This window comes from Zoogloea sp. (assembly GCF_028693495.1).
In the GTDB taxonomy this organism is placed as follows: Bacteria; Pseudomonadota; Gammaproteobacteria; order Burkholderiales; family Rhodocyclaceae; genus Zoogloea.
In genome coordinates, this window is record NZ_JAQUVG010000067.1 from 1 (window position 1) to 19381 (window position 19381).

Below are 19381 nucleotides of genomic sequence, written 5' to 3' on the forward strand. Positions count from 1 at the left end.
CGTGTAGCACAGGGCCTGGATGGCCATGATGGCTGGAAGGTCGGTGGGGTGTGCGTGACGGAGCTGCATGGCCAGGTGAGGTAAGCGGAGGGCCGCAGCCTATCCCCGCCGGGATGAGAGGGCAACCAGAGGGCTGGGCTAGCGCAGGCTAACGCTTCCGACTCTCGAGAAAGCTCCGGATTGCCCAGATGGCTTCGGGCTGCAGGATGTCCTTCCATGCGGGCATGTGGACGATACCGACCCGGGTCTTGCCGTTTTGTACGGACTTCATGAAGAAGTCGTCGTTGTCCCGCAGACACATGGCCTTGATGGCTGGATCGGCAATGGGCCCGCAGGCCCGGTCCATCCGCAGGAGAGGGAGTCCCACCTGCCCCTTGTGATTACCGTCGATGCCGTGACAGCGGGCGCACGCCTGGTTGTAGGCCTCGCGGCCGATGGCGATGGCGGCGGGCAGGTTCCGGTAAGGGTTCCCTTCCACGGTGGCGCCGATGGGGGGGAGGGTGGATGTATCCACCCCCACGTTCGGGTCGGCTACCTCGGCGGCCAGGGCCGAAGCGGCCATCAGGATCAGCAGGGCGGGCAGCTGGCGTAGCGGGATCATGGGGGTCACCAGTCGGTAGGGCAGCCTGTGCAGCCCTCGAAGAAGGCGTCGGGGAAGATGGTGTAGCGCAGCAGGGCGCCTTCCAGGTGGGCATCCTGGAAATTCGTGGCGTTGAACTTGGCCTCCTGCAGGTTGGCGTTGGTCAGGCGCGTGCCCACGAACCAGGCAAAAGCGGCCTTCGCCGCTTCCAGGTTGGCTGCGGTGAGATCGGCGCCGCTGAAGTCGGCGCGCATCACCCGTGCAAACTCCAGATCCGCCCCGACGAGGCGGGCATTCCTGAAGGAGGCGCCCGGGGCATTGACCTTGGACAGGCGGGCGCCGCTCAGATCGGCGCCGTCGAAGATGGCCCCTGCCAGATTGGCAGCCCGGAGGTCGGCCCGGGCCAGGTTGGCGCCGCTGAAATCGGCTCCGGCCAGATCCAGGGCGGAGAGGTCTTTGTGCCGCAAGTCGGCGCCCTGGCAGCGGGCGTGTGCCCAGAGACCGCAGGTGCCTATGACGAGGGGGTCGGCGGGGTCGCCGCCGGCATGGACGGGACCGGCCGTGAGCCCGAGCAGGCCGAGCAGGAAAGCAAGCAGACGACGATGCATGAAGTGGCTCCCAAGGCAGTGCGCGTGCCTGCCCATGGCGTGGAGGATGAAAAAAGGACCGGGCCCAGGCCCGGCCCGGCGTCGTGCTTGCGGGACAAGGAAGACCAGCCCGCCCCGCAAGGGATCCATTTGGCGCTTTAGCGACGGGACGACTTGGGCAGCTTGAAGGCCCAGAAGGACGAGCCCTGGGTGACCTGCTTGGTCAGGTCGGCCATGTCGCCGCCCCACAGGGGCACGGCGCCGCCGTAGCCGGAGGACATCCCGACGTACTGTTCTCCGTCCATTTCCCAGGTGATGGGGACCGACACCACCCCGGAACCGGTCTGGAACTTCCAGAGTTCCTTCCCGTTCTTGGCGTCGAAGGCTTTCACGTAGCCATCGGAGGTGCCGGTGAAGACGAGTCCACCGGCGGTGGTGAGGGTGCCTGCCCAGAGGGGGAACTTCTCCTTCTGTTCCCAGACGATCTTGCCTGTCCTGGGGTCGATTGCCCGCAGTACGCCCACGTGGTCATCGAACAGGCGCTTGATGCGGAAGCCCTGGCCCAGGTAAGCGGAGCCCGGCTTGTAGGTCAGGTTCTCGGTCCAGTAGTCCATGGCCCAGTGGTTGGCGGGAATGTAGAACAGGCCGGTATCCGGGCTGTAGGACATGGGCATCCAGTTGGTGCCGCCCAGGAAGGGCGGCGAGACGAAGATGCTGTCGCCCTTCTCGGCGCCCGGCTTGACCTGAGGCGGACGGTTGTCGTTCTCGATGGGCTGGCCGGTCTTGAGATCCCAGCCCTTGGCCCAGGTGATGCCGTCCACGAACGGCCAGGCTCCGATCAGGGAGGTGGGTTTGTTGGGATAGCCGGCGCCGCTGGCGAGCTTTTCCCGGTCGGTCACAAAGAAGAAACCATTGCGGTCTGCGTGGGCAGATGCCTTGACCAGCTTGCCGGTCTTGGGGTCCTTGTATTCGAAGAGGACCACGGAGTTGTTACCGGAGAAGTCCCAGGCGTCGTTCGGCGTGTGCTGGAAGAAGCCCTTCAGCTCACCGTTGCTGGCGTCCACATAGGCCTGGCCGGAGGTGAACAGGCTGGGCCAGTTGCGGGGATCGTCGCCCTCCTGGGTGCGCTTCCAGGTGTTCCAGGGGGCTGGGTTGCCGGTCCCCACCACGACCATGTTGCGCTCGTAGTCGAAGCTGGGGCTCTGCCAGGGGGCGCCGCCGCCATGGTGCCAGGCTTCAGTGGGCTTGCCCTCCTTGTCCTTCGGCCAGGTGGGGGCGCTGGCGTCGCCGGTGGGGGTGCTGTCCTTGCCGTTCAGGCGCCCCATGTGGCCTTCCACCATCGGGCGGGCCCACACTTCCTCTCCGGTATCCACGTCACGGGCAAACAGCCAGCCGACCACGCCGAACTCGTCGCCGGACGAGCCATGGACCAGCAGGATCTTGCCGGAGGCCTGGTCCTGGATGACGAAGGGCGCGCCGGTCATGGTGTAGCCGACCTTGTGGTCACCCCATTTCTTGCGCCAAACCACCTTGCCGGTGTCCTTGTTGAGGGCCACGATGCCCGCGTCGAGGGTGCCGAAGAAAATCTTGTCGCCATAGATGGCGGCGCCCCGGTTCACCACGTCGCAGCAGGGGCGGATGTCTTCGGGCAGGCGGGCTTCGTACTCCCACAGGCGCTTGCCGCTGCGGGCATCGATGGCGTAAATCCGGGAGTAGGACGCGGTCACGTAGATCACCCCGTCGTGCACCAGGGCCTGGGCTTCCTGGCCGCGCTGCTTTTCGCCACCGAAGGAGAAACTCCAGGCCGGCACCAGGTCCGCCACGTTTTTCGTGTTGACCGTCTTGAGGGTGCTGTGGCGCTGGGCCTTGATGCCCAGGCCGTAGGTCAGCACGTCTCCTGGGGTCTTGTCATCATTGCGGATGTCGTCCCAGGTGACCTTCTTGCCAGCGGCTTCCGCGGGTGTGGCCAAGCCGCCGCCCAGAGCGGTGGCCAGGGCCAGGGCGAGGAGGGCTGGTTTGAACGGGGTGCGTTTCTGTTGCATGGTGACTCCTTGTCTCCGGATTGTTGTCGTAGGCTGCTTCCAGGCCCGCCTCCCGAACTGCGCTTGATGCATGGGGCTGGAACGGAAACTAGTATCGGAGCCGCTCGGTGACGCTGTCGCGGGAAGGTCTCCCCGTCGGACGGGGAAGTTTTCCCGGAGAAACCGGGAGCCGCCGGAGGCCTGCCTGCGTGGTGCCGTCCCAACTGGCACATGCCTTGCTGTTCCCGGGTGGGGAGGACCCCCTGGCAAATACAAGGAGACGCAAAGTGGATTTGCGCTGGAGACTTTTGGGTTACGTGCTGGGCTTTGCCCTGGCGCTGCTGACGGCTGCCGCTGCCTGGGTCGGGCTGGCCTTGCGGGAGGACGTGGCTGAGGAAATGGAAGCCTCGACCCGTCTGGTCAATACCATGCTGGCCATCAGCGCAGCCCCGGAAGTGCGGGCAGGGGCGTTGTCACGCTTGCTCGCCGATGGTCAGTTACGGCACGTCACGCTGCAGGTGGAACGCTCCAATCTGGAGCAGGTGGGCACGGCTGCTTCATCCGGCGTGGGGGCGGCCCTGGTGGCCTACCTGATGGACGGGCGACCGGTGCAGGAGCAGCGCATTCCCCTGGGGGAGGGAACCCTGGTGATCCGCTCCGATGCCAGCGCCGAGATTCATGAGGTCCTGCGGGATGGTGCCCGCATCATGGGCACCCTGCTGGTCTTCTCCCTGGCCATGGCTCTGGTGGCCTGGCTCGCGGCCCATCGGGCCCTGCGGCCGGTACGGGAGCTCGAGAAGGGGTTGGCCCGGATTGGCCGGGACGAGGAACGCGTGAGCCTGCCGCCTTTCCAGCTCAAGGAGTTTGCGGCCATTGCCACAGCGATCGAATCGCTTTCCGTCGAGCTCTCCGAGACCCGGGAGGCTCGCCAGCAGCTGGCGCGCCAGCTTCTGGAACTGCAGGAGAACGAGCGCCGCGAACTGGCGCGCGAACTACATGACGAGTTTGGCCAGGCCCTGACGGCCGTCAGCGTCTCGGCGGCCTACATCGAGCGCAATGCCCAGCGGGCGACTCCGCAGGCCCTGGCGGAGAGTGCCCGCGATATCCGTCAGGAGGCGACCCGGATGCTCGGGCAGGTACGTTCCCTGTTGTCCCAGCTGCGTCCCCATGGTCTGGAGGGGCTGCAGATGGTGGACGCCCTCCAGGATCTGGTCAGCGGGTGGAAGGGGCGGGCGCCCGAGATCGGGATCGAGACCGAGTTCCCCCCCACCCTGCCGGCCTTGCCCCCGGCGGCAGGCCTGGCCTTGTACCGGACGCTGCAGGAGGCGCTGACCAACGTGCTGCGGCATAGCGTGGCGAGTCGTGTGCGCCTGTCCCTGCAGCAGGTGGGGCGGGCCGTGGAGCTGACGGTCTGCGACAACGGGGTTGGCAAGGCCTCGGAGGTGATCCGGCGCTCCCGGGGGGGCTTGCTCGGGATGCGTGAGCGGGCCGAGATGGCTGGCGGTCGCTGCTGGTTTGACGAGGCGCCGGGAGGCGGGCTTCAGGTGCGCCTGAGCCTGCCAGTGCCCCAGGCTTGAGGAGGGGTTGGCCCATGATCCGGATTCTGCTTGTGGAAGACCACGCGGTGGTGCGTAACGGTTACCGGCGTCTTCTGGACGCCGAGGATGACATGCGGGTGGTGGGGGAGGGGGCTTCGGCGGATGAGGCCTACATGGCCCTGTGCGCCACGTCTGCCGATATGGCCGTGGTGGATCTGAACCTGCGGGGAAGCAGCGGCATCGACGCGATTCGCCGCATGCAGGCACGGGAGCCGGCCTTGAAGGTGCTGGTGATCTCCATGCATGACAACCCCAGTTTCGTGACCCAGGCCATGCGGGCTGGTGCGATCGGTTATCTGACCAAGAACAGCGAGCCCGCAGAAATGCTCGATGCGATCCGGGAAGTGGCGGCCGGTCGCCGGGTGCTGGCACCGGATGTCGCCCAGTCCCTGGCGGTGGCTGCACTGGATGGAGAGACCCCCCTGGCCCGGCTGACCCCCCGGGAGTTCGATGTGCTGCGCCTCGCTGCCCGCGGGGAGAGTCCCGGGACCATCGCCGGCACCATGCACCTGAGCCAGAAGACCATCCATAACCACCTCTCGGCGATCCGTCAGAAGCTGGGTGTGGACAACGATTTCAAGCTGCTCCAGCTGGCCGCTCGTCACGGCCTGGTGGACTGGTCGGCGGGCCTGGTCTGAGACCGGCGCCTGCGCGTACGCCTTTTTAGTCGAGGAGAAGAAAGATGAATGCCTTACGCAAGACGGCCCTCCTGGCCGGCCTGACCCTGATGGCGTCCACCGCCAGCGCCGGGGTGGATGAGGACATGAAGGGGCTCGCCAGCAAGAGCGGCTGCTTCACCTGTCACAGCATTGAAGCGGGTGCCAAGGGCCCCAACGGCATGGCCCCCATCGGGCCGGCCTGGCAGGACGTGGCCAGGATGTACAAGGGCAAGCCCGGTGCCGATACCTTCCTGACCCGGGTGGTCCTGGAGGGCTCCAACCCCTACGGCAGTCACTGGAAGGACAAGGTGTCAGGCCTGGCCATGCCGCCCAACAACGTGGCCATCAAGGAGGCGGATGCCCTCAAGCTGGTCCGCTGGATCCTGGCCATGGCCAAGTAACGGTCAGGGCGTGCCCACGGCTCCGGCCGTGAAGGAGGTGATCTCGAAGAGCCCCGGTCGTCCCCCCGCCGGGGTTTTTCACGTGGGGCTCAGTCAATGCTGCGGATTTCCTCGAAATGCCCGTCCGCCAGCTTTTCGTCCGGGTCGAAGACCACCTGCAGGATCACGTCCCGACGGGTGCCGAGGACGCTCCGGTCGATGGGAATTTTGCCGAACAGGCAGGAGCCGCCCCGGGGAGCAAGCTGGGAGCGGTTGCCGTTCTTCTCCATCCAGGCCTGGCATGCGGCGGGATCCTTGACGGAGTAGGTGGTGTTGCGCGCCTTGAGGCGCACGCTCACCTCGGCCAGAGGCATGCCGGGGCGCAGTTCGGCGGAGAGCTCCCCAGGCAACGGGCTGGCGGTCTCTGCGCAGGCAAGCAGCATGCTGCACACGGCTGGCAGGAGAGTGATGCGAAGGAAGAGGCGCACGAAGGGGATTTCCGTGAAACGGGGGACAGGGAGTATCCCACGGACGGAAGTGGCCCGCGGACTCAGGCTTCCTGTTGCTGACGCAGCTTGCGGTACAGAGTGGTGCGGGTGATGCCCAGCTCCCGCGCAGCAGCCGAGATGTTGCCCTTGTGCCTGGCCAGCGTGTCTTCGACCAGCCGTGCCTCTGCTGCCCGCAGGCTTCTCTCCGGACGGCTGCTGGGGGCGCTGGATTCCTCCTGCAGGTCCTGGGGAAGATGCTCTGTACCGAGGCTGTCTTCTTCCGGGCCGAGCATGGCGATGGCCAGCCGGAGCGTGTTGCGCAACTGGCGGATGTTGCCTGGCCAGGGGTGATGGCGCACAAGCGCCAGGGTGGCAGGCTCCAGACGCAGGGGACGCAGGGGGGATTCCTGCTCAAGAATGCGTTGGGCCAGGCGTTCCAGATCGCTGCGTTCCCGCAGGGGCGGAAGCGACAGGCTCATGGCGGAGAGTCGGAAATACAGATCCGGCCGGAACTCTCCACTCTGGCACAGGCTTTTCAGGGAGCGATGGCTGGCACAGATCAGGGAGAGGTCAATTTCTTCTTCCCGGCCTCCGCCCAGGGGGCTGACCCGGCGGGTCTCCAGCACCCTCAGCAATACCGCCTGCAGGCGCAGGGGCATGTCACCGATTTCATCCAGGAAGAGGGTCCCTCCGTGGGCTTCCCGCAGCTTGCCCCGGGCGCCTTCGCTGCGGGCGCCCGTGTAGGCGCCACCGCTGTAGCCAAAGAGTTCCGCTTCGATCAGGTTGGCCGGGATGGCTGCGCAGTTGATGGCCACGAAGGGGCCTTCCCGGCGGGGGCCGCTGTGGTGATAGGCCTGGGCAAACACTTCCTTGCCCGTGCCGGTCTCTCCCTGAATCAGCAGGGGGATGTCCAGTCCCTGGATCCGCTGGGCCCGGCGGATCACACTGCTGACCGCCTTGTCCCCCAGGTCCAGATCCTCCAGGCTCAGGTTGCGGGTGATGCTGGGCGCGGTGGGGGTGTCGCGGGCTAAGGCGGGGCGTACCTGTTGCATGGTGTGCACCCGCACGTGGGCCAGGAAGGTCCGGCTCTGGTGGCTGTGCAGGTGTATGGGCCGGGTGCCGTTCTGGAGGGCGTAATCGATCAGGCTGCTCCAGCGGGTCTCGAAAATTTCCCAGAAGGGGGGGCGCTCCCCCTGTCCGGTGCTCAGGCCCAGCAGGCGCTCGGCACGTCGGTTGCAGGCCAGTAAGCGTCCTGCCTCATCAAAGACTGCGAGCCCTTCCAGCGGCGAGGCGAGGGCTTCGGCCTGGTGATGGAAGCGGATGACCACAGCGGCGTCGTTTATGGTTTCGATCAGCCGGTTTTCGATGATCTCGGCGGTGGTCTGCAGCAGGGCCTGGGCATGAATCTGGGTCACCCTGGTGCTGCTGGAGAGATCGAGAATACCCAGGACCCCCCCGGTGGGGGCGTGGATCGGGGTGGCGATGCAGGTGAGAAACTTGTTGCGCTCCAGGTAGTGCTGCTCGCCGACCACGGCAACGGCACGCTTTTCGGCCAGGGCAGTCCCGACCGCGTTGGTCCCCATCACCGATTCGGCCCAGGATTGTCCGGGGCGGAGGGCGATGCGGGCGCTCTGTTCGAGAAAATCACCGTCCCCCACTGCGCGCAGGATGGTGCCTGAGTCGTCGGTCAGCAGCACCGCTGACGAGGATCGGGCGATCTGCTGGTGCAGATGTTCCATGACCGGCTGGGCGAAGGCTACCAGGCGCGCATTGGCTTCCAGGCGGTCCGACAGGCTGATGCGGGTCAGGCTGCAGTCCTGCAGGGGATCGGTGGTGCGCAGCCCACTGGCGGCGCAGCGTTCCCAGGAGCGCAGGATGGGCTCGTCGGGTGGTGGGTCGGAGGGAGTTTGGGTCTTGTTCACACCCTGATATCAGCAGGAAACATGCCAGTGGTTTTGGGTGCGCCACCCCGGGTGAAACGGGTCGAAAGAGGTTTTTTTGACGCTCTTGCCGGCCAGGACGCGCCTGATTCCATGCATTTTTGAACGCGCAACAGGGGGCGGGCGTAGTGCGTGGAGCTGATGGGTGCCCGGGCAGCGTCCTGCTATGGAGCAGGTGTTTCGTAGGGGAGCAGTGCCCGATTCGTGGCGCAGCCGTGGCTGAAAGTTAGGTGCTTGTTTCTTAAATTTTTTTTTTTCGGTGGCAGTCCTGGCATGGGGTGCATGTTTTTTGCTGGATGAAGTGTGCGACGTGGTTCTCAGGCGATGCCTTGCATCGTTCCGTTTTCTGGTGGCTGCGGTAATGCAGTGATCAATTCATAACAAGGAGGAGTGCATGAAACTGTCCCAACTGCTGTGGGGGGTGGCCTTTGGTCTGGTGGCGGCAGCCCCGGCCATGGCATCCGAGGAGCTCATCAAGAAGGCCCGCTGTGTGGCCTGTCACGCCACCGAGCAAAAGCGGGTAGGGCCCGCTTACAAGGATGTGGCGGCCAAGTACAAGGGGCAGGCCGGTGCGGTCGAGGCTCTCAGCGCCAAGATCCGTAACGGCGGAGTCGGTAACTGGGGGCAGATCGCGATGCCGCCCAATGGTGCGGACAAGATCAGCGATGCGGATCTCAAGGTGGTGGTGGACTGGATCCTGAAGCTCTGACCTTGCCTGCCGGAGCACCGCCACGGAGGGGTGCTCCAGAAATGTCCTGAACACCTGCTCCATTCTGGAGCGGGTGTTCATTATTGATGCGATCTGCACGAAAAAACGCTGGCGCGTGGCCGGCGGTCCATGAGGGGCGCGGGGAGGTTTTACGGAATGACGGCCCCCCAGGGCAGTTCTCCCACCGGGATTTCAGCAATGGTTTCCAGGCGTCGGGTGTCGATCACCGAGACACTGCTGGAGCGGCCGTTGGCCACGTAGAGCTTGTGGCCATCCGGGGTGATGGCCATGTTCCACGGGCGCTTGCCCACCGGGAGTGTCGCCTCCACCTGATGGTCCGTCGTGCGGATCACGCTGACCGTTCCGTCCTTGCCGTTGCTGACATAAACCCGGCGGCCGTCCGGTGCCACGGTGACACCGTTGGAGAAGGTGCCAGCCTGGATTTCGGCGATGACCCGGCGCTCGGTCATGTCGATGGCGTAAACCTTGCTGGCCAGCTCGCAGGCTACATAAGCCCGTTTCCCGTCGGGTGTGAAGCCGATGCCCCGGGGGCGTTTGCCCACCGGGATGGAGGCGACCTGGCGGCGGGCCTTGACGTCGATCAGGTCCACCTGCTCCGCATCTTCGGCGCTCACCAGGAGCCAGCGTCCATCGGGGCTGAACACGGCGTGCTCGGGGTTTTCCCCCTCTACCCGGATTTCGGCCAGCTTGCGGCCCTTGCGGGCTTCCAGCAGCACCACGCTGTTGGTGTCTTCCACGGCGATGGCGATCAGCTTGCCGTCCCGGGACAGGCTGACTCCTTCCGGTGATTCTCCCAGGGGAATACGCTTCACTTCCTTGCGCATCGCGATGTCCACCACGACCAGTCCGTCGCTGGGGGCTTCGCTGATGAACAGGCGCTTCCCGTCGCTGGCGATACCCCGGGGTCGCTTTCCGCCGGGCAGGGTGTCCACGACCTGGTCGGTGGCGGTATCGATTACCGATACGGACGGTCCTTTTTCGTTGGGGATGTAGGCGAAGGGGGCTGCGCCGGCATTCAGGCTGGCACCCAGGAGCAGCAAGGCCAGCAGGCGTGGGCGTAGGTGGCGTGTCATGGGGTCAGAGGGTGGGCTTGTTGTAAGTGATGCCATTGCGTTCGAAGATGGCGGCGACGGCGCCTTCCTGCTCCAGTTCCCGCAGTGCCTTGCCAAGGACCTCTGCCAGGGCGATGTCGTCAGCCTTGACCGCCATCCCCAGGGGCCAGTGGTTGAACTTCAGTTCCGGCATCTGGACGGCCTCGACGATGAAGCGCTGGTCCTTGCCGAGGGCGGCTTCGATTTCGGCTCGGGTACCCATGACGGCCGGGAGCTCGCCAGCCTTGAGCCTGGCGACGGCATCTGCGGTGCTCTTGAAATGCACCACGTTTTCCCGCAGGCGGCCATTGAGAACGCTGAGCAGGAAGCCATCCGCCAGGGTCCGGCCTTCCACCCCGATCTTCTCCGTGCTGAAGACCTCCAGGGCATTGGCCGCCGAGCCGCGGATCGGGTTGATCCGGGGGATACGGGCCACGGCGATGGACTCCAGGTGGTAGGGCCCGAAGATCTTCACCTTGTCGTTCCGTCCCTGCAGGTAGGAGTCTACCGGCACGTGCATCATCACATCCGAGGGCGAGGTGCCCAGATAATGGCCTTTCCAGACCATGTTGCGCAGATCGTCATCCATGTCCTCGTCCGCGTTGTAGCCGACGATCTGCACGTTCAGCCCCAGTTTGCGGCCCAGGGCCTGGGCCAACTCCACGTCAATGCCTTTGCCCTGGTGCGCGTAGGGGGTGAAATCGTTGTAAACGGCCACCTTCAGGCTACCCCGTTGGCGGATTTCGTCGAGGCTGCCGGCCCGGACCGGGAGAGCCGCCCCGAGGGCGAGGGCGCCCGCGGCCAGCAGGAAGTGACGGCGATCAGTCTTCACGGACGGTCTCCAGCCAGGCGCGGATGGTCCACATGGCTTCCTGACTCAGGATGCCTTCGAAGGGGGGCATGTATACCCGGCCGTCCCGGGTGGCGCCCTTGCGGATGCGCTGCATGAAGATCTCATCCCCCTCCTGGCCGGCGGGAAGGTAGCGCAGGTCGGGGGCAATGCCGCCAGAGACTGCGCCCAGGCCGTGGCAGCGGGCACAGTTCTGGTTGAAGGCCGAATCGCCGATCCGGATGGCCTCCTTGTCTCCCAGGTAGGGATTTTTAGTCAGCCATTCGCTGCCGAGCGGTTTCAGGGTGGAGGTGTCCACCGCCTGGGGGACCACGTCACCATGAGCGAGCACGGCACTGGCAGCCAGAGTCAGGGCCATGGCCGAAACGGCGAGGAGGAAGGAGGGTTTGCGTGCAGTCACCTGGGTCACCTTTGGTCTTGTCGTGAATTGGAATGCGTCGGGCACCTTTGCGTGTATCGGGTCGCCTTGGGTGAGAATGATTCAGCAAGGGGCGTGCCAATTCGAGTCGGAGGTGCTGGTGTGGGGGGTGCTCTTTGCCTGGGCAGGTTTTTCGGTTTCACTTATGGTGCGATAAGCTGGCCCGACATTTGCTGGAGTGGAGACTTCATGGAGCAGTCACATTGTTGAAATGTGGTTCATCTGCTACATTTTGGAGCGCACACCAAGAGTCACCCCACAACGGGGGACAATAATCCGCATGAGCGGAGGAGGAGATGATGCAGGTTCCTTTCAGCTTGGAGGCCCGTTCGGCCAGCCTCGAGGAGGCGAGAGCCTTGTACTTCGGCAGCGGGGAGTTGCCCGAGTCTCTGCTCGAGCAGAGCGTTCTGCGCTCCTGGGAGCGCTGCCGCCAGGCGGGCCTTGATCCAACCCGCCTGAATACTCCAGACCCCAGCCAGCGTCTGTTGACCGAGGCCCGGGAGCGTAACCGGACGCTCATGTCCCATGCCCAGCCGGTACTCGAACACCTCTTCGAGCAGATCCGCAATTCCCACAGCATGGTGATTCTGGCGGACGCCCGGGGTATGATCCTCCAGACCTATGGCGATGCAGACTTTCTGCCCCAGGCCGATCAGGTTTACCTGAATCCTGGCGTCAGCTGGCATGAGTTCGAACGTGGTACCAATGCCATCGGCACGGCCCTGGCCGAGCGAGGCGCCGTCAATGTGTTCGGTTTCGAGCACTTCTATCAGGGCAATGCCTTCCTGACCTGCAGTGCGTCCCCGATCCAGGATGCCCAGGGCCGCCTGATCGGGGTGCTCGACATTTCCAGCGACTATCGGGCCTATCAGCGCCACTCCCTGGGGCTCGTCAAGATGTCGTCGCGGATCATCGAGAAACGCCTGTTTGAATCCGAGTTTGCTCACCAGGGGCTCCTCAGCTTCCATTCCCGCCCTGATCATGTGGGCAGTCTGTGCGAAGCCCTGCTGGCGATCACCCCGGACGGCGAACTGGTGGGCGCGGATCAGACTGCCCTGGAACTCCTCGCGCTGCGCCGGGAGGATCTGCCCCGGCGTGACTACGGGATGCTGTTCGATCTTCCCCTGGGAACCCTGATCGATCGGGCTCGCCGGGACCCATCCTCGCTGCTGGCCATTTCCGGGCGCAACGGAGAGCGCTTCTATGCACGCCTGCGGGGCAATTTCGGGTCGATGCAGGTGGCTGGCAGTCTGCTGGATGCCCGTGGCGAACGCCTGCAACCGCGCCAGCGCAGCGAGCCGGCGTCAACGACGGCCGCCCCCGCCGCCCGACTGACCCTGAAGTCCCTGTCCACCGGTGACGAGCGTCTCCAGGCGGCCATCGACAAGGGGACCCGGGTGCTGGGCCGGGACATCCCGATCCTGATCCAGGGGGAGTCCGGGGCCGGCAAGGAGATGTTTGCGAAGGCCTTCCACAACAGCGGGCCGCGGGCTGCGGGCGCTTTCGTGGCCCTCAACTGTGCCGCGATTCCCGAAACCTTGATCGAATCCGAACTGTTCGGCTATTCGGGGGGCGCCTTTACCGGGGCCCGCAAGGAGGGGGCCGTGGGCAAGATCCAGCAGGCTCACGGAGGCACCCTGTTCCTGGACGAAATCGGCGACATGCCCCTTTCCCTGCAGGCCCGCTTGCTGCGGGTGCTGCAGGAGCGCTGTGTGACCCCCCTGGGGACCAACAAGAGCATCCCCGTGGATATCACCCTGGTCTGTGCCACCCATCGCCGGCTCAAGGAGGAAGTTGCCCGGGGCAGTTTCCGGGAGGATCTCTACTACCGCCTCAACGGCCTGTGCATCAACCTGCCGTCCCTGCGGGAGCGCAGCGACATCGACCGGCTGATCGAGAAGCTGGTGCGCGACGAGGCGGGGCCGGACCGTCTGGTCACCCTGTCCCACAAGGTGACGGAGGCGTTCCTGGCCTATCGCTGGCCCGGCAACATCCGCCAGCTCAACAACGTGATCAAGGTGGCGATCGCGCTGCTGGACGATGACGAAGACGTCATCGAGACGTGGCACCTGCCCGACGACATCTTCGAGGAGATCGGTGAGATGGCGCCCGTGCCACCGGCGGCAGGCGCCTTGCCCCGGAATGCCGCGTGCAGCGCCATGGCTGCCGCGGGTCCGGCTGCGGCAGCCATGGCCAGCATGGGGCGACTGGAAGAGATCGAGCGGGACATGATCCAGCGCACCCTGGAGGCTGAAAACGGCAACATCTCCGCCGCCGCCCGCCGGCTGGGAATCAGCCGGAATACGCTCTACCGCAAGCTGGGCCGTTTCTGATGGGGAGCACCGGACCGGCATGGCCGGCCCGGTGATCAGCCCGGGGCAATCTGCTCGGCCAGGATCGCGGTGAGGAGCCGCCAGGCCTTGCCGACACTCTGGATATCCACCCGTTCCCCCGGTGCGTGGGCGCCCCGGATGGTGGGGCCGAAAGAGACGATATCCATGTCCGGGTACTTGGCATGGATGAGGCCGCACTCCAGACCTGCGTGGATCACCTTCACGGCGGACGCTCCGCCAAAGTCCCGCAGGAAGACGCTCTGGCACAGGGCCAGCAGGGGCGAATCCGGGTTGGGCGTCCAGCCTGGATAGTGTCCCGTCGCCTCTGCCTGGGTGCCGGACAGGGCAAACAGGCTCAGGATTTCGTCCGCCAGGGCCTGGCTGCCGTCCTCGCTCAGGGAGCGGACCATGAAGTTGCACTGGCCCCCATCCGGGGTGAGCCGGATCATCCCCAGATTGTTCGATGTTTCCACGACCCCTGGCAGGTGTCGGCTCCAGCGCTTCACGCCATGGGGCGCCGCTTGCAGGCTGTCGAGCCAGACCGCCTGCTCGAGGGCGGACAGGAGGGTGTCCGCCCCGGCCGGCTGGGCCGTCAGGCGCAGGGCTGGATCCACCCCTTCCAGCCCCTCGATCAGGATGCTTTGCCATTCCTTCAGGCGCGCTTCAAGCTGAGGGCCGCGCTGGCGAGGCACGAGGATCGTCGCCTGGGCTTCCCGGGGCAGGGCGTTGCGGGCGGTACCCCCGGACAGATGGGAAAGGCGCAGACCCAGGGGTGTTTCCAGGGCTTTGAGTACCCTCACCAGAAGCTTGATGGCGTTGCCCCGCTCCTCGTGGATGTCCACCCCGGAGTGCCCGCCACGCAGGCCCGTCAGGGTGATGCTCCAGGCGTCATGGTCAGCAGGGCGGGGGACTGGCTGGCCGGGGCGCGACACGTTGATGTCAAGGCCACCGGCACAGCCCAGGTAAAACTCTCCCCAGTCCTCGGTGTCCAGGTTCAGCATCCGCCGTCCCTGCAGCAGATCTTGGGACAGGCCCTGGGCGCCGCCCATGCCGGCTTCCTCATCCACGGTCAGCAGGGCTTCCAGGGGGCCGTGGCGCAGGCTGCGCTCTTCCAGGGTGGCGAGGATCAGGGCGACGCCGATGCCGTTGTCGGCACCCAGCGTGGTATGGGGGGCCACCAGCCAGCCATCTTGACGTTCCGGACGTATCGGATCACGGCTGAAGTCGTGGAGGGTGCCGGCGTTTGCCTGGCAGACCATGTCCAGATGTGCCTGGAGCACGATCCCCGGGGCTGATTCGTAACCGGCGCTGGCGGGTTTGCGGACGATCAGGTTTCCGGCCCCATCCACCTGGGCCTCCAGGGCCCTGGCCCGGGCCCAGTCCAGCAGGAAGTCCCGCAGGGGGCCTTCTGCCTTGGATGGCCGGGGGATGCGGCACAGGGTGGAGAAGTGTCGCCAGACCGGTTCGGGATGAAGTCCTGTGAAAACTCCGGCGTGCTCAGAGGGGGAAGGGGGCATGTCCAGGCGTGTTGAGAGCGGGCAAGGGCCTCATCTTATCAGTGCCTTTCCGGGTTCTCCGTCAGGAAGCGGCTTGCAAATTCCTCCGGAGGGAGCGCGGGACTGGTCAGGTAGCCCTGGAACAGGTTGCAGCCCATTTCCGCGAGGATGTCCCGGTGCAGTGTGCTCTCGACGCCTTCCGCCACGACTTCCAGGGTCAGGCTGTGGGCCATGGCGATGATGGCCCGTACGATGCCATTCTGGTCGTGAGTGCTGTTTTTTTCCCGGGTCAGGGGCTGGATGAAGGATTTGTCGATCTTCAGGCGGTTGATGGGAAGGTTCCGCAGGTAGGACAGGGAGGAGTAGCCGGTACCGAAGTCGTCAAGGGCGAGATGCACCCCTTGCTTGCGCAGGATGCTCAACTCATTGATGGCAGGTCCTTCCGGCTGAACCATCACGGACTCGGTGATTTCAAGCTCGATGCAGCCGGGGGGAAGCGCGTGGAGCGCCAGCCGTTGCAGCAGGGCATCCGCGAGACCGGGCTGCCAGAACTGCCGGGCAGAGAGGTTGATGGCGATGCGTGGCGCCTCGGGGTGAGACGCCCGCCAGCGGGCAGCCTGGGCGATGGCCTGCTCGATCACCCAGTCTCCGATGGGGTGAATCAGCCCGGTTTCCTCTGCCACCGGGATGAAGTGGTCCGGGGGGATGGCCCGGCCAGCGTGCTGCCACCGCAGCAGGGCTTCCGCACCGATGACCCGGCCGCTGACCAGATCCACCTGGGGCTGGTAGTGCAGGCTGAGCTCCTGGCGTCCGATGGCCTGACGCAGGGCACTTTCCAGCAGGACACGGTGCTGCAGGCGTTCGTTGAGCCGGGCGGAGAAAAAGTGATGACAGCCCCCGCCGCTGGCCTTGCCTGCGTACATGGCCGCATCCGCATGGCGGAGCAGGGTTTCGCTGTCCTGGCCGTCGGCGGGATGGAGGGCGATGCCGATGGAAGCGCTGATGTTGAAATCGTGCTGGTCCAGGTGGATGGGCTCGCCAATGCGCTCCAGGATCTGGTCGGCGACCTGGCCGGCATCTTCCGCCTTCTCCAGGTGCTGGAGGATTACGATGAACTCGTCTCCCCCTTGTCGATAGACCTCGCCCTGGGGCCGGAGCGTGTCGGAAATCCGTCGTGCGACGGCGCTGATCAGGTGATCGCCTACGGAATGGCCGAGGGTGTCGTTGATTCCCTTGAAGCGGTCCAGGTCCACGAACAGCACGGCCAGCGGTTGCCGCCGTTCATGGGCGATCAGGCGGGGTAACTGCTCCATCAGGCGTGCCCGGTTGGGGAGGCCGGTGAGGATGTCATGGTGGGCCAGATGCCGGATGCGTGCCTCGTCGGCCTTCCGGTCCGTGATGTCGCTGATGGAGCCGGCCATCAGATCGGCCTTGCCGTCCCGCCCTGTGCGGGCGAGGCCGCGGGCGGCCAGCCAGCGATAGCTCCCGTTGGAGGCGCGGACCCGGTACTCATGGAAGAAGTGGGGGGTTTCCCCCTTCAGGTGACGTGCCACCGCCTCGTTGTATCCGGCCCGGTCGTCCGGGTGGACCAGTTCGAGCCAGGCATTCGTGGAGTCAAGGAAATTCCGGGTATAGCCCAGAATTCCGAGCAGACGGGCGCCCACCAGAAGCCGCTTGCTGAGGGGATCCCAGGACCACATGCCGTCATGGGCGCCCTCCATGGCCAGTTCGTGGACGTGGGTGATGCCGCGAATGCGGCACACTTCCCGCAGCGCCAGGATCAGGCCCAGCAGCAACTCTCCGGCCAGAAGACCGAGAAAGGCAGGCAGCCCCCCCAGCCAGGCGGTGACGGGAAGCAGCAGGACGAGAAAGGCGAACACCCCCAGACGGAGCTGTCGCGGAGGCGGGTGGGTGACGGAGGGAAACACGGGTTGAAGCATTCACGATCCTGAAGGAAGGAGCCTTGTTATCGGCTCGAAGCAGGGTGTCTTGAAACCTCCGGTGGAAATTCCATGCGGCGCGTTGATGGGGAATCGATTCGAAGTATGATTAAAACAGATACCACTTTGGCAGCAAGGAGTTGTTGATTCAGGAGGTCTTCCGGCGCCGCCTGACGGAGCTTAACCGGGCGCGTCTGGCCGCGCTGATGTGCTGGAGGCCGAGGCGGGAGAGACGGCCCTCAAGCCGAGCCGGATCGTCGACGCCTTTTTCGGAACGGCGCTGCGCATGGCTGCTGACCTGGATGGAGGAGGCCATACCTTCATGCGTCTGCTGGGGCGCACCCATACCGAACTCAATGAGTTCGTCCGCCAGTTCCTGGCTGAGGAATACGCCGAGTGCGTGGGCCGTTTCCTGGCGGCTCTTTACCGCGCCCTGCCCGAGGTGGACCGCAAGGAGATCCTGTGGCGTTTCCATTTCATGATGGGTGCCATGTCCTATGGGATCGCCGGTACCGATGCGCTGCAACGGGTAGCGGGTCAGTTCGACGATGAAGATCCCACCCGCATCACGCCACGGCTGATGAGTTTTCTGCTCGGAGGGCTGCGGGCGCCTCTGGCTGAGGGAGGCATGTTCCGCTAGTCCGGCCGTAACCCCGGACACTTATTCATACCGGCGCGCTGCAAGGACGGCGCCGAGCAAGAGGAGACGCGTCATGTGGAACTGGTTGCTGATTTTCCTTCCTCCCCTGGCGGTCGCGCTCGCCTGCAGGCAAGCCCCTTTTTCTGTCTGGCTGGGGAGTCTCATGGCCTGGCTGGCCGTCCTGGGTCTGCTGGCGGACTGGGGGCTGCCGATGACCGGAGGCGTGCTGGGGGGCGTCTTCGTACTTGGCCTGCCTTTCCTGCTGCCGGGCCTGCGGCGGGGGCTGGTCACGAGAAGCATCTTCCAACCCTTCCGTCGGGCCCTGCCGTCCATGTCCCAGACCGAGAAGGAGGCCCTGGAGGCCGGTACCGTGTGGTGGGAAGGCGAACTGTTTGCCGGCCGGCCGGACTGGAACAGGCTGCTGGCCTATCCGGTGCCCCGCCTGACTGCGGAGGAGCAGGCCTTTCTGGACGGGGAAACCGCAGACTTGTGCGGCCTGACCCGGGATTGGGACTGCACCCAGAAGCAGGACATGCCTGTGGAAGTCTGGCGCTTCATCAAGGAGAAGGGCTTTCTGGGCATGATCATTCCCAAGGAGTACGGAGGAAAAGGCTTCTCTGCCTACGCCCACTCCCAGGTGGTGACGAAGCTGTCCACCCGTTCGTCGGCTCCGGCCGTGACGGTGATGGTGCCCAACTCCCTCGGGCCGGCAGAGTTGTTGCTGCATTACGGTACGCCTGAACAAAAGAATCACTACCTGCCCCGTCTTGCCCGGGGTGAGGAGATTCCGGCCTTTGCGCTCACCAGCCCCTGGGCAGGCTCTGATGCAGCGTCCATTCCCGATGCGGGCGTGGTGTGCAAGGGCATCCACCAGGGCAGGGAAGTGCTCGGCATGCGGGTCTGCTTCGACAAGCGCTACATCACGCTGGCGCCGGTGTGCACCGTTTTCGGTCTGGCCTTCCGGCTGTTCGATCCCGACCGCCTGCTGGGGGCAGTGGAAGATCTGGGCATCACCTGTGCGCTGGTGCCCCATGATCATCCCGGGGTTCACATTGGTCGGCGTCATTTTCCCCTCAATGCGGTCTGGATGAATGGTCCGATCCGCGGTCAGGATGTCTTCATGCCGCTGGAGTTTGTCATCGGCGGCCCGAAGATGGCCGGTCAGGGCTGGCGGATGCTGATGGAATGCCTTGCGGCGGGGCGTGCCATCTCCCTGCCGGCCTCCAATACCGGGATGCTGAAGATGACGGCGCGCACGGTGGGGGCCTACGCCCGCGTGCGCCAGCAGTTCAAGACGGCGGTGGGGCGGTTCGAAGGCGTGGAAGAGGCACTGACCCGCATCGGTGCCCATGCTTACCTGTGCGACGCCGCCCGGGTGATGACGGCGGGGGCCATTGATCTGGGGGAGCGGCCCTCGGTGGTGTCGGCCATCGTCAAGCACCATGTCACCGAACGGGCCCGGCAGGCCGTGAATGACGGCATGGACGTGATCGGTGGCAAGGGTATCTGCCTGGGGCCGCAGAATTTCCTGGGGCGTGCCTACCAGCAGATTCCGGTGGGTATCACCGTGGAAGGGGCCAACATCCTCACCCGCAGCCTGATCCTCTTCGGGCAGGGAGCGATCCGCTGT

The 19381-nt window shown here is 65.3% G+C and carries 16 protein-coding genes and 1 pseudogene; 7 read left to right on the forward strand and 10 right to left on the reverse strand.

The features are described 5' to 3' along the window. Positions 1 to 148: 148 nt before the first annotated feature. From PHD22_RS11455 to PHD22_RS11465, 3 genes are all read right to left on the reverse strand, one after another. On the reverse strand, positions 149 to 601 hold the full coding sequence (locus tag PHD22_RS11455; protein ID WP_299866670.1) for a c-type cytochrome: 453 nt from the start codon (positions 599 to 601) through the stop codon (positions 149 to 151). 5 nt (positions 602 to 606) lie between these two features. Further along, entirely contained in the window at positions 607 to 1188 is a 582-nt protein-coding gene (locus PHD22_RS11460; RefSeq protein ID WP_299866673.1) for a pentapeptide repeat-containing protein, read from the reverse strand. 137 nt (positions 1189 to 1325) lie between these two features. Next, positions 1326 to 3209 carry a methanol/ethanol family PQQ-dependent dehydrogenase gene (locus PHD22_RS11465; RefSeq protein WP_299866676.1) on the reverse strand — a complete coding sequence of 628 codons (1884 nt, stop codon included), beginning with the start codon at positions 3207 to 3209 and terminating at the stop codon, positions 1326 to 1328. Between the two features lie 266 nt (positions 3210 to 3475). Here PHD22_RS11465 and PHD22_RS11470 point away from each other — a divergent pair, with 266 nt between their 5' ends. Genes PHD22_RS11470 through PHD22_RS11480 form a run of 3 tightly spaced genes read left to right on the forward strand, consistent with a single transcriptional unit; the run spans position 3476 to position 5846 of the window. Beyond that, complete coding sequence (locus tag PHD22_RS11470) at positions 3476 to 4765, forward strand: histidine kinase (protein WP_299866679.1); 1290 nt, start codon at positions 3476 to 3478, stop codon at positions 4763 to 4765. A 14-nt stretch (positions 4766 to 4779) separates the two neighbouring features. Next, on the forward strand, positions 4780 to 5424 hold the full coding sequence (locus PHD22_RS11475) for a response regulator transcription factor (RefSeq protein WP_299866682.1): 645 nt from the start codon (positions 4780 to 4782) through the stop codon (positions 5422 to 5424). A 44-nt stretch (positions 5425 to 5468) separates the two neighbouring features. Then, positions 5469 to 5846: a c-type cytochrome gene (locus PHD22_RS11480; protein ID WP_299866685.1), complete on the forward strand. Its 378-nt coding sequence runs from the start codon at positions 5469 to 5471 to the stop codon at positions 5844 to 5846. Positions 5847 to 5935: 89 nt separating this feature from the next. Here the strand turns inward: PHD22_RS11480 and PHD22_RS11485 are convergent, their stop codons facing one another. Both PHD22_RS11485 and PHD22_RS11490 read right to left on the reverse strand, forming a co-directional pair. Beyond that, positions 5936 to 6313: a hypothetical protein gene (locus tag PHD22_RS11485; protein WP_299866688.1), complete on the reverse strand. Its 378-nt coding sequence runs from the start codon at positions 6311 to 6313 to the stop codon at positions 5936 to 5938. A 62-nt stretch (positions 6314 to 6375) separates the two neighbouring features. Then, positions 6376 to 8235 (reverse strand): sigma-54-dependent Fis family transcriptional regulator, encoded by a 1860-nt coding sequence (locus tag PHD22_RS11490; protein WP_299866691.1) that lies wholly within the window; start codon positions 8233 to 8235, stop codon positions 6376 to 6378. A gap of 412 nt (positions 8236 to 8647) precedes the next feature. On the opposite strand from PHD22_RS11490, the gene PHD22_RS11495 reads away from it, so the two are divergent. After that, entirely contained in the window at positions 8648 to 8962 is a 315-nt protein-coding gene (locus PHD22_RS11495) for a c-type cytochrome (protein WP_299866694.1), read from the forward strand. A 149-nt stretch (positions 8963 to 9111) separates the two neighbouring features. Here the strand turns inward: PHD22_RS11495 and PHD22_RS11500 are convergent, their stop codons facing one another. Genes PHD22_RS11500 through pedF form a run of 3 tightly spaced genes read right to left on the reverse strand, consistent with a single transcriptional unit; the run spans position 9112 to position 11282 of the window. After that, a complete protein-coding gene (locus PHD22_RS11500; protein WP_299866698.1) occupies positions 9112 to 10056 on the reverse strand; it encodes a beta-propeller fold lactonase family protein in 945 nt (314 codons plus the stop codon). Positions 10057 to 10060: 4 nt separating this feature from the next. Then, the gene (locus PHD22_RS11505) at positions 10061 to 10906 is read right to left on the reverse strand and encodes a transporter substrate-binding domain-containing protein (protein ID WP_299866701.1); all 846 of its coding nucleotides are present in this window, start codon (positions 10904 to 10906) and stop codon (positions 10061 to 10063) included. Then, positions 10896 to 11282, reverse strand: a complete 387-nt coding sequence (gene pedF, locus PHD22_RS11510; RefSeq protein ID WP_299866713.1) for a cytochrome c-550 PedF — start codon at positions 11280 to 11282, stop codon at positions 10896 to 10898. Before pedF ends, PHD22_RS11505 begins: the two co-directional genes overlap by 11 nt. Before the next feature lie 356 nt (positions 11283 to 11638). On the opposite strand from pedF, the gene PHD22_RS11515 reads away from it, so the two are divergent. After that, positions 11639 to 13675 carry a sigma-54-dependent Fis family transcriptional regulator gene (locus PHD22_RS11515; protein WP_299866703.1) on the forward strand — a complete coding sequence of 679 codons (2037 nt, stop codon included), beginning with the start codon at positions 11639 to 11641 and terminating at the stop codon, positions 13673 to 13675. 35 nt (positions 13676 to 13710) lie between these two features. On the opposite strand, the gene PHD22_RS11520 is transcribed toward PHD22_RS11515, so the two are convergent. Both PHD22_RS11520 and PHD22_RS11525 read right to left on the reverse strand, forming a co-directional pair. After that, positions 13711 to 15192, reverse strand: a complete 1482-nt coding sequence (locus tag PHD22_RS11520; RefSeq protein ID WP_299866704.1) for an aminoacyl-histidine dipeptidase — start codon at positions 15190 to 15192, stop codon at positions 13711 to 13713. Between the two features lie 38 nt (positions 15193 to 15230). Beyond that, positions 15231 to 17111, reverse strand: coding sequence for a GGDEF domain-containing phosphodiesterase (locus tag PHD22_RS11525; RefSeq protein ID WP_299866706.1), 1881 nt, complete (start codon positions 17109 to 17111; stop codon positions 15231 to 15233). Positions 17112 to 17230: 119 nt separating this feature from the next. Between PHD22_RS11525 and PHD22_RS11530 the strand changes: the two are divergent. Both PHD22_RS11530 and PHD22_RS11535 read left to right on the forward strand, forming a co-directional pair. Beyond that, positions 17231 to 17751 (forward strand): annotated as a pseudogene (locus PHD22_RS11530) (TetR/AcrR family transcriptional regulator); the annotation flags it as partial. A 73-nt stretch (positions 17752 to 17824) separates the two neighbouring features. Beyond that, on the forward strand, positions 17825 to 19381 hold a 1557-nt coding region (locus PHD22_RS11535; RefSeq protein ID WP_299866708.1), incomplete at its 3' end, for an acyl-CoA dehydrogenase.

Excerpts from the sequence above, each read along its gene's own strand:
- PHD22_RS11455 (WP_299866670.1), bottom strand. The coding sequence starts at position 601 with ATGATCCCGCTACGCCAGCTGCCCGCCCTGCTGATCCTGATGGCCGCT.
- PHD22_RS11460 (WP_299866673.1), bottom strand. The coding sequence starts at position 1,188 with ATGCATCGTCGTCTGCTTGCTTTCCTGCTCGGCCTGCTCGGGCTCACG.
- PHD22_RS11465 (WP_299866676.1), bottom strand. The coding sequence starts at position 3,209 with ATGCAACAGAAACGCACCCCGTTCAAACCAGCCCTCCTCGCCCTGGCC.
- PHD22_RS11475 (WP_299866682.1), top strand. The coding sequence starts at position 4,780 with ATGATCCGGATTCTGCTTGTGGAAGACCACGCGGTGGTGCGTAACGGT.
- PHD22_RS11480 (WP_299866685.1), top strand. The coding sequence starts at position 5,469 with ATGAATGCCTTACGCAAGACGGCCCTCCTGGCCGGCCTGACCCTGATG.
- PHD22_RS11495 (WP_299866694.1), top strand. The coding sequence starts at position 8,648 with ATGAAACTGTCCCAACTGCTGTGGGGGGTGGCCTTTGGTCTGGTGGCG.
- PHD22_RS11500 (WP_299866698.1), bottom strand. The coding sequence starts at position 10,056 with ATGACACGCCACCTACGCCCACGCCTGCTGGCCTTGCTGCTCCTGGGT.
- pedF (WP_299866713.1), bottom strand. The coding sequence starts at position 11,282 with ATGGCCCTGACTCTGGCTGCCAGTGCCGTGCTCGCTCATGGTGACGTG.
- PHD22_RS11515 (WP_299866703.1), top strand. The coding sequence starts at position 11,639 with ATGATGCAGGTTCCTTTCAGCTTGGAGGCCCGTTCGGCCAGCCTCGAG.
- PHD22_RS11520 (WP_299866704.1), bottom strand. The coding sequence starts at position 15,192 with ATGCCCCCTTCCCCCTCTGAGCACGCCGGAGTTTTCACAGGACTTCAT.
- PHD22_RS11525 (WP_299866706.1), bottom strand. The coding sequence starts at position 17,111 with ATGCTTCAACCCGTGTTTCCCTCCGTCACCCACCCGCCTCCGCGACAG.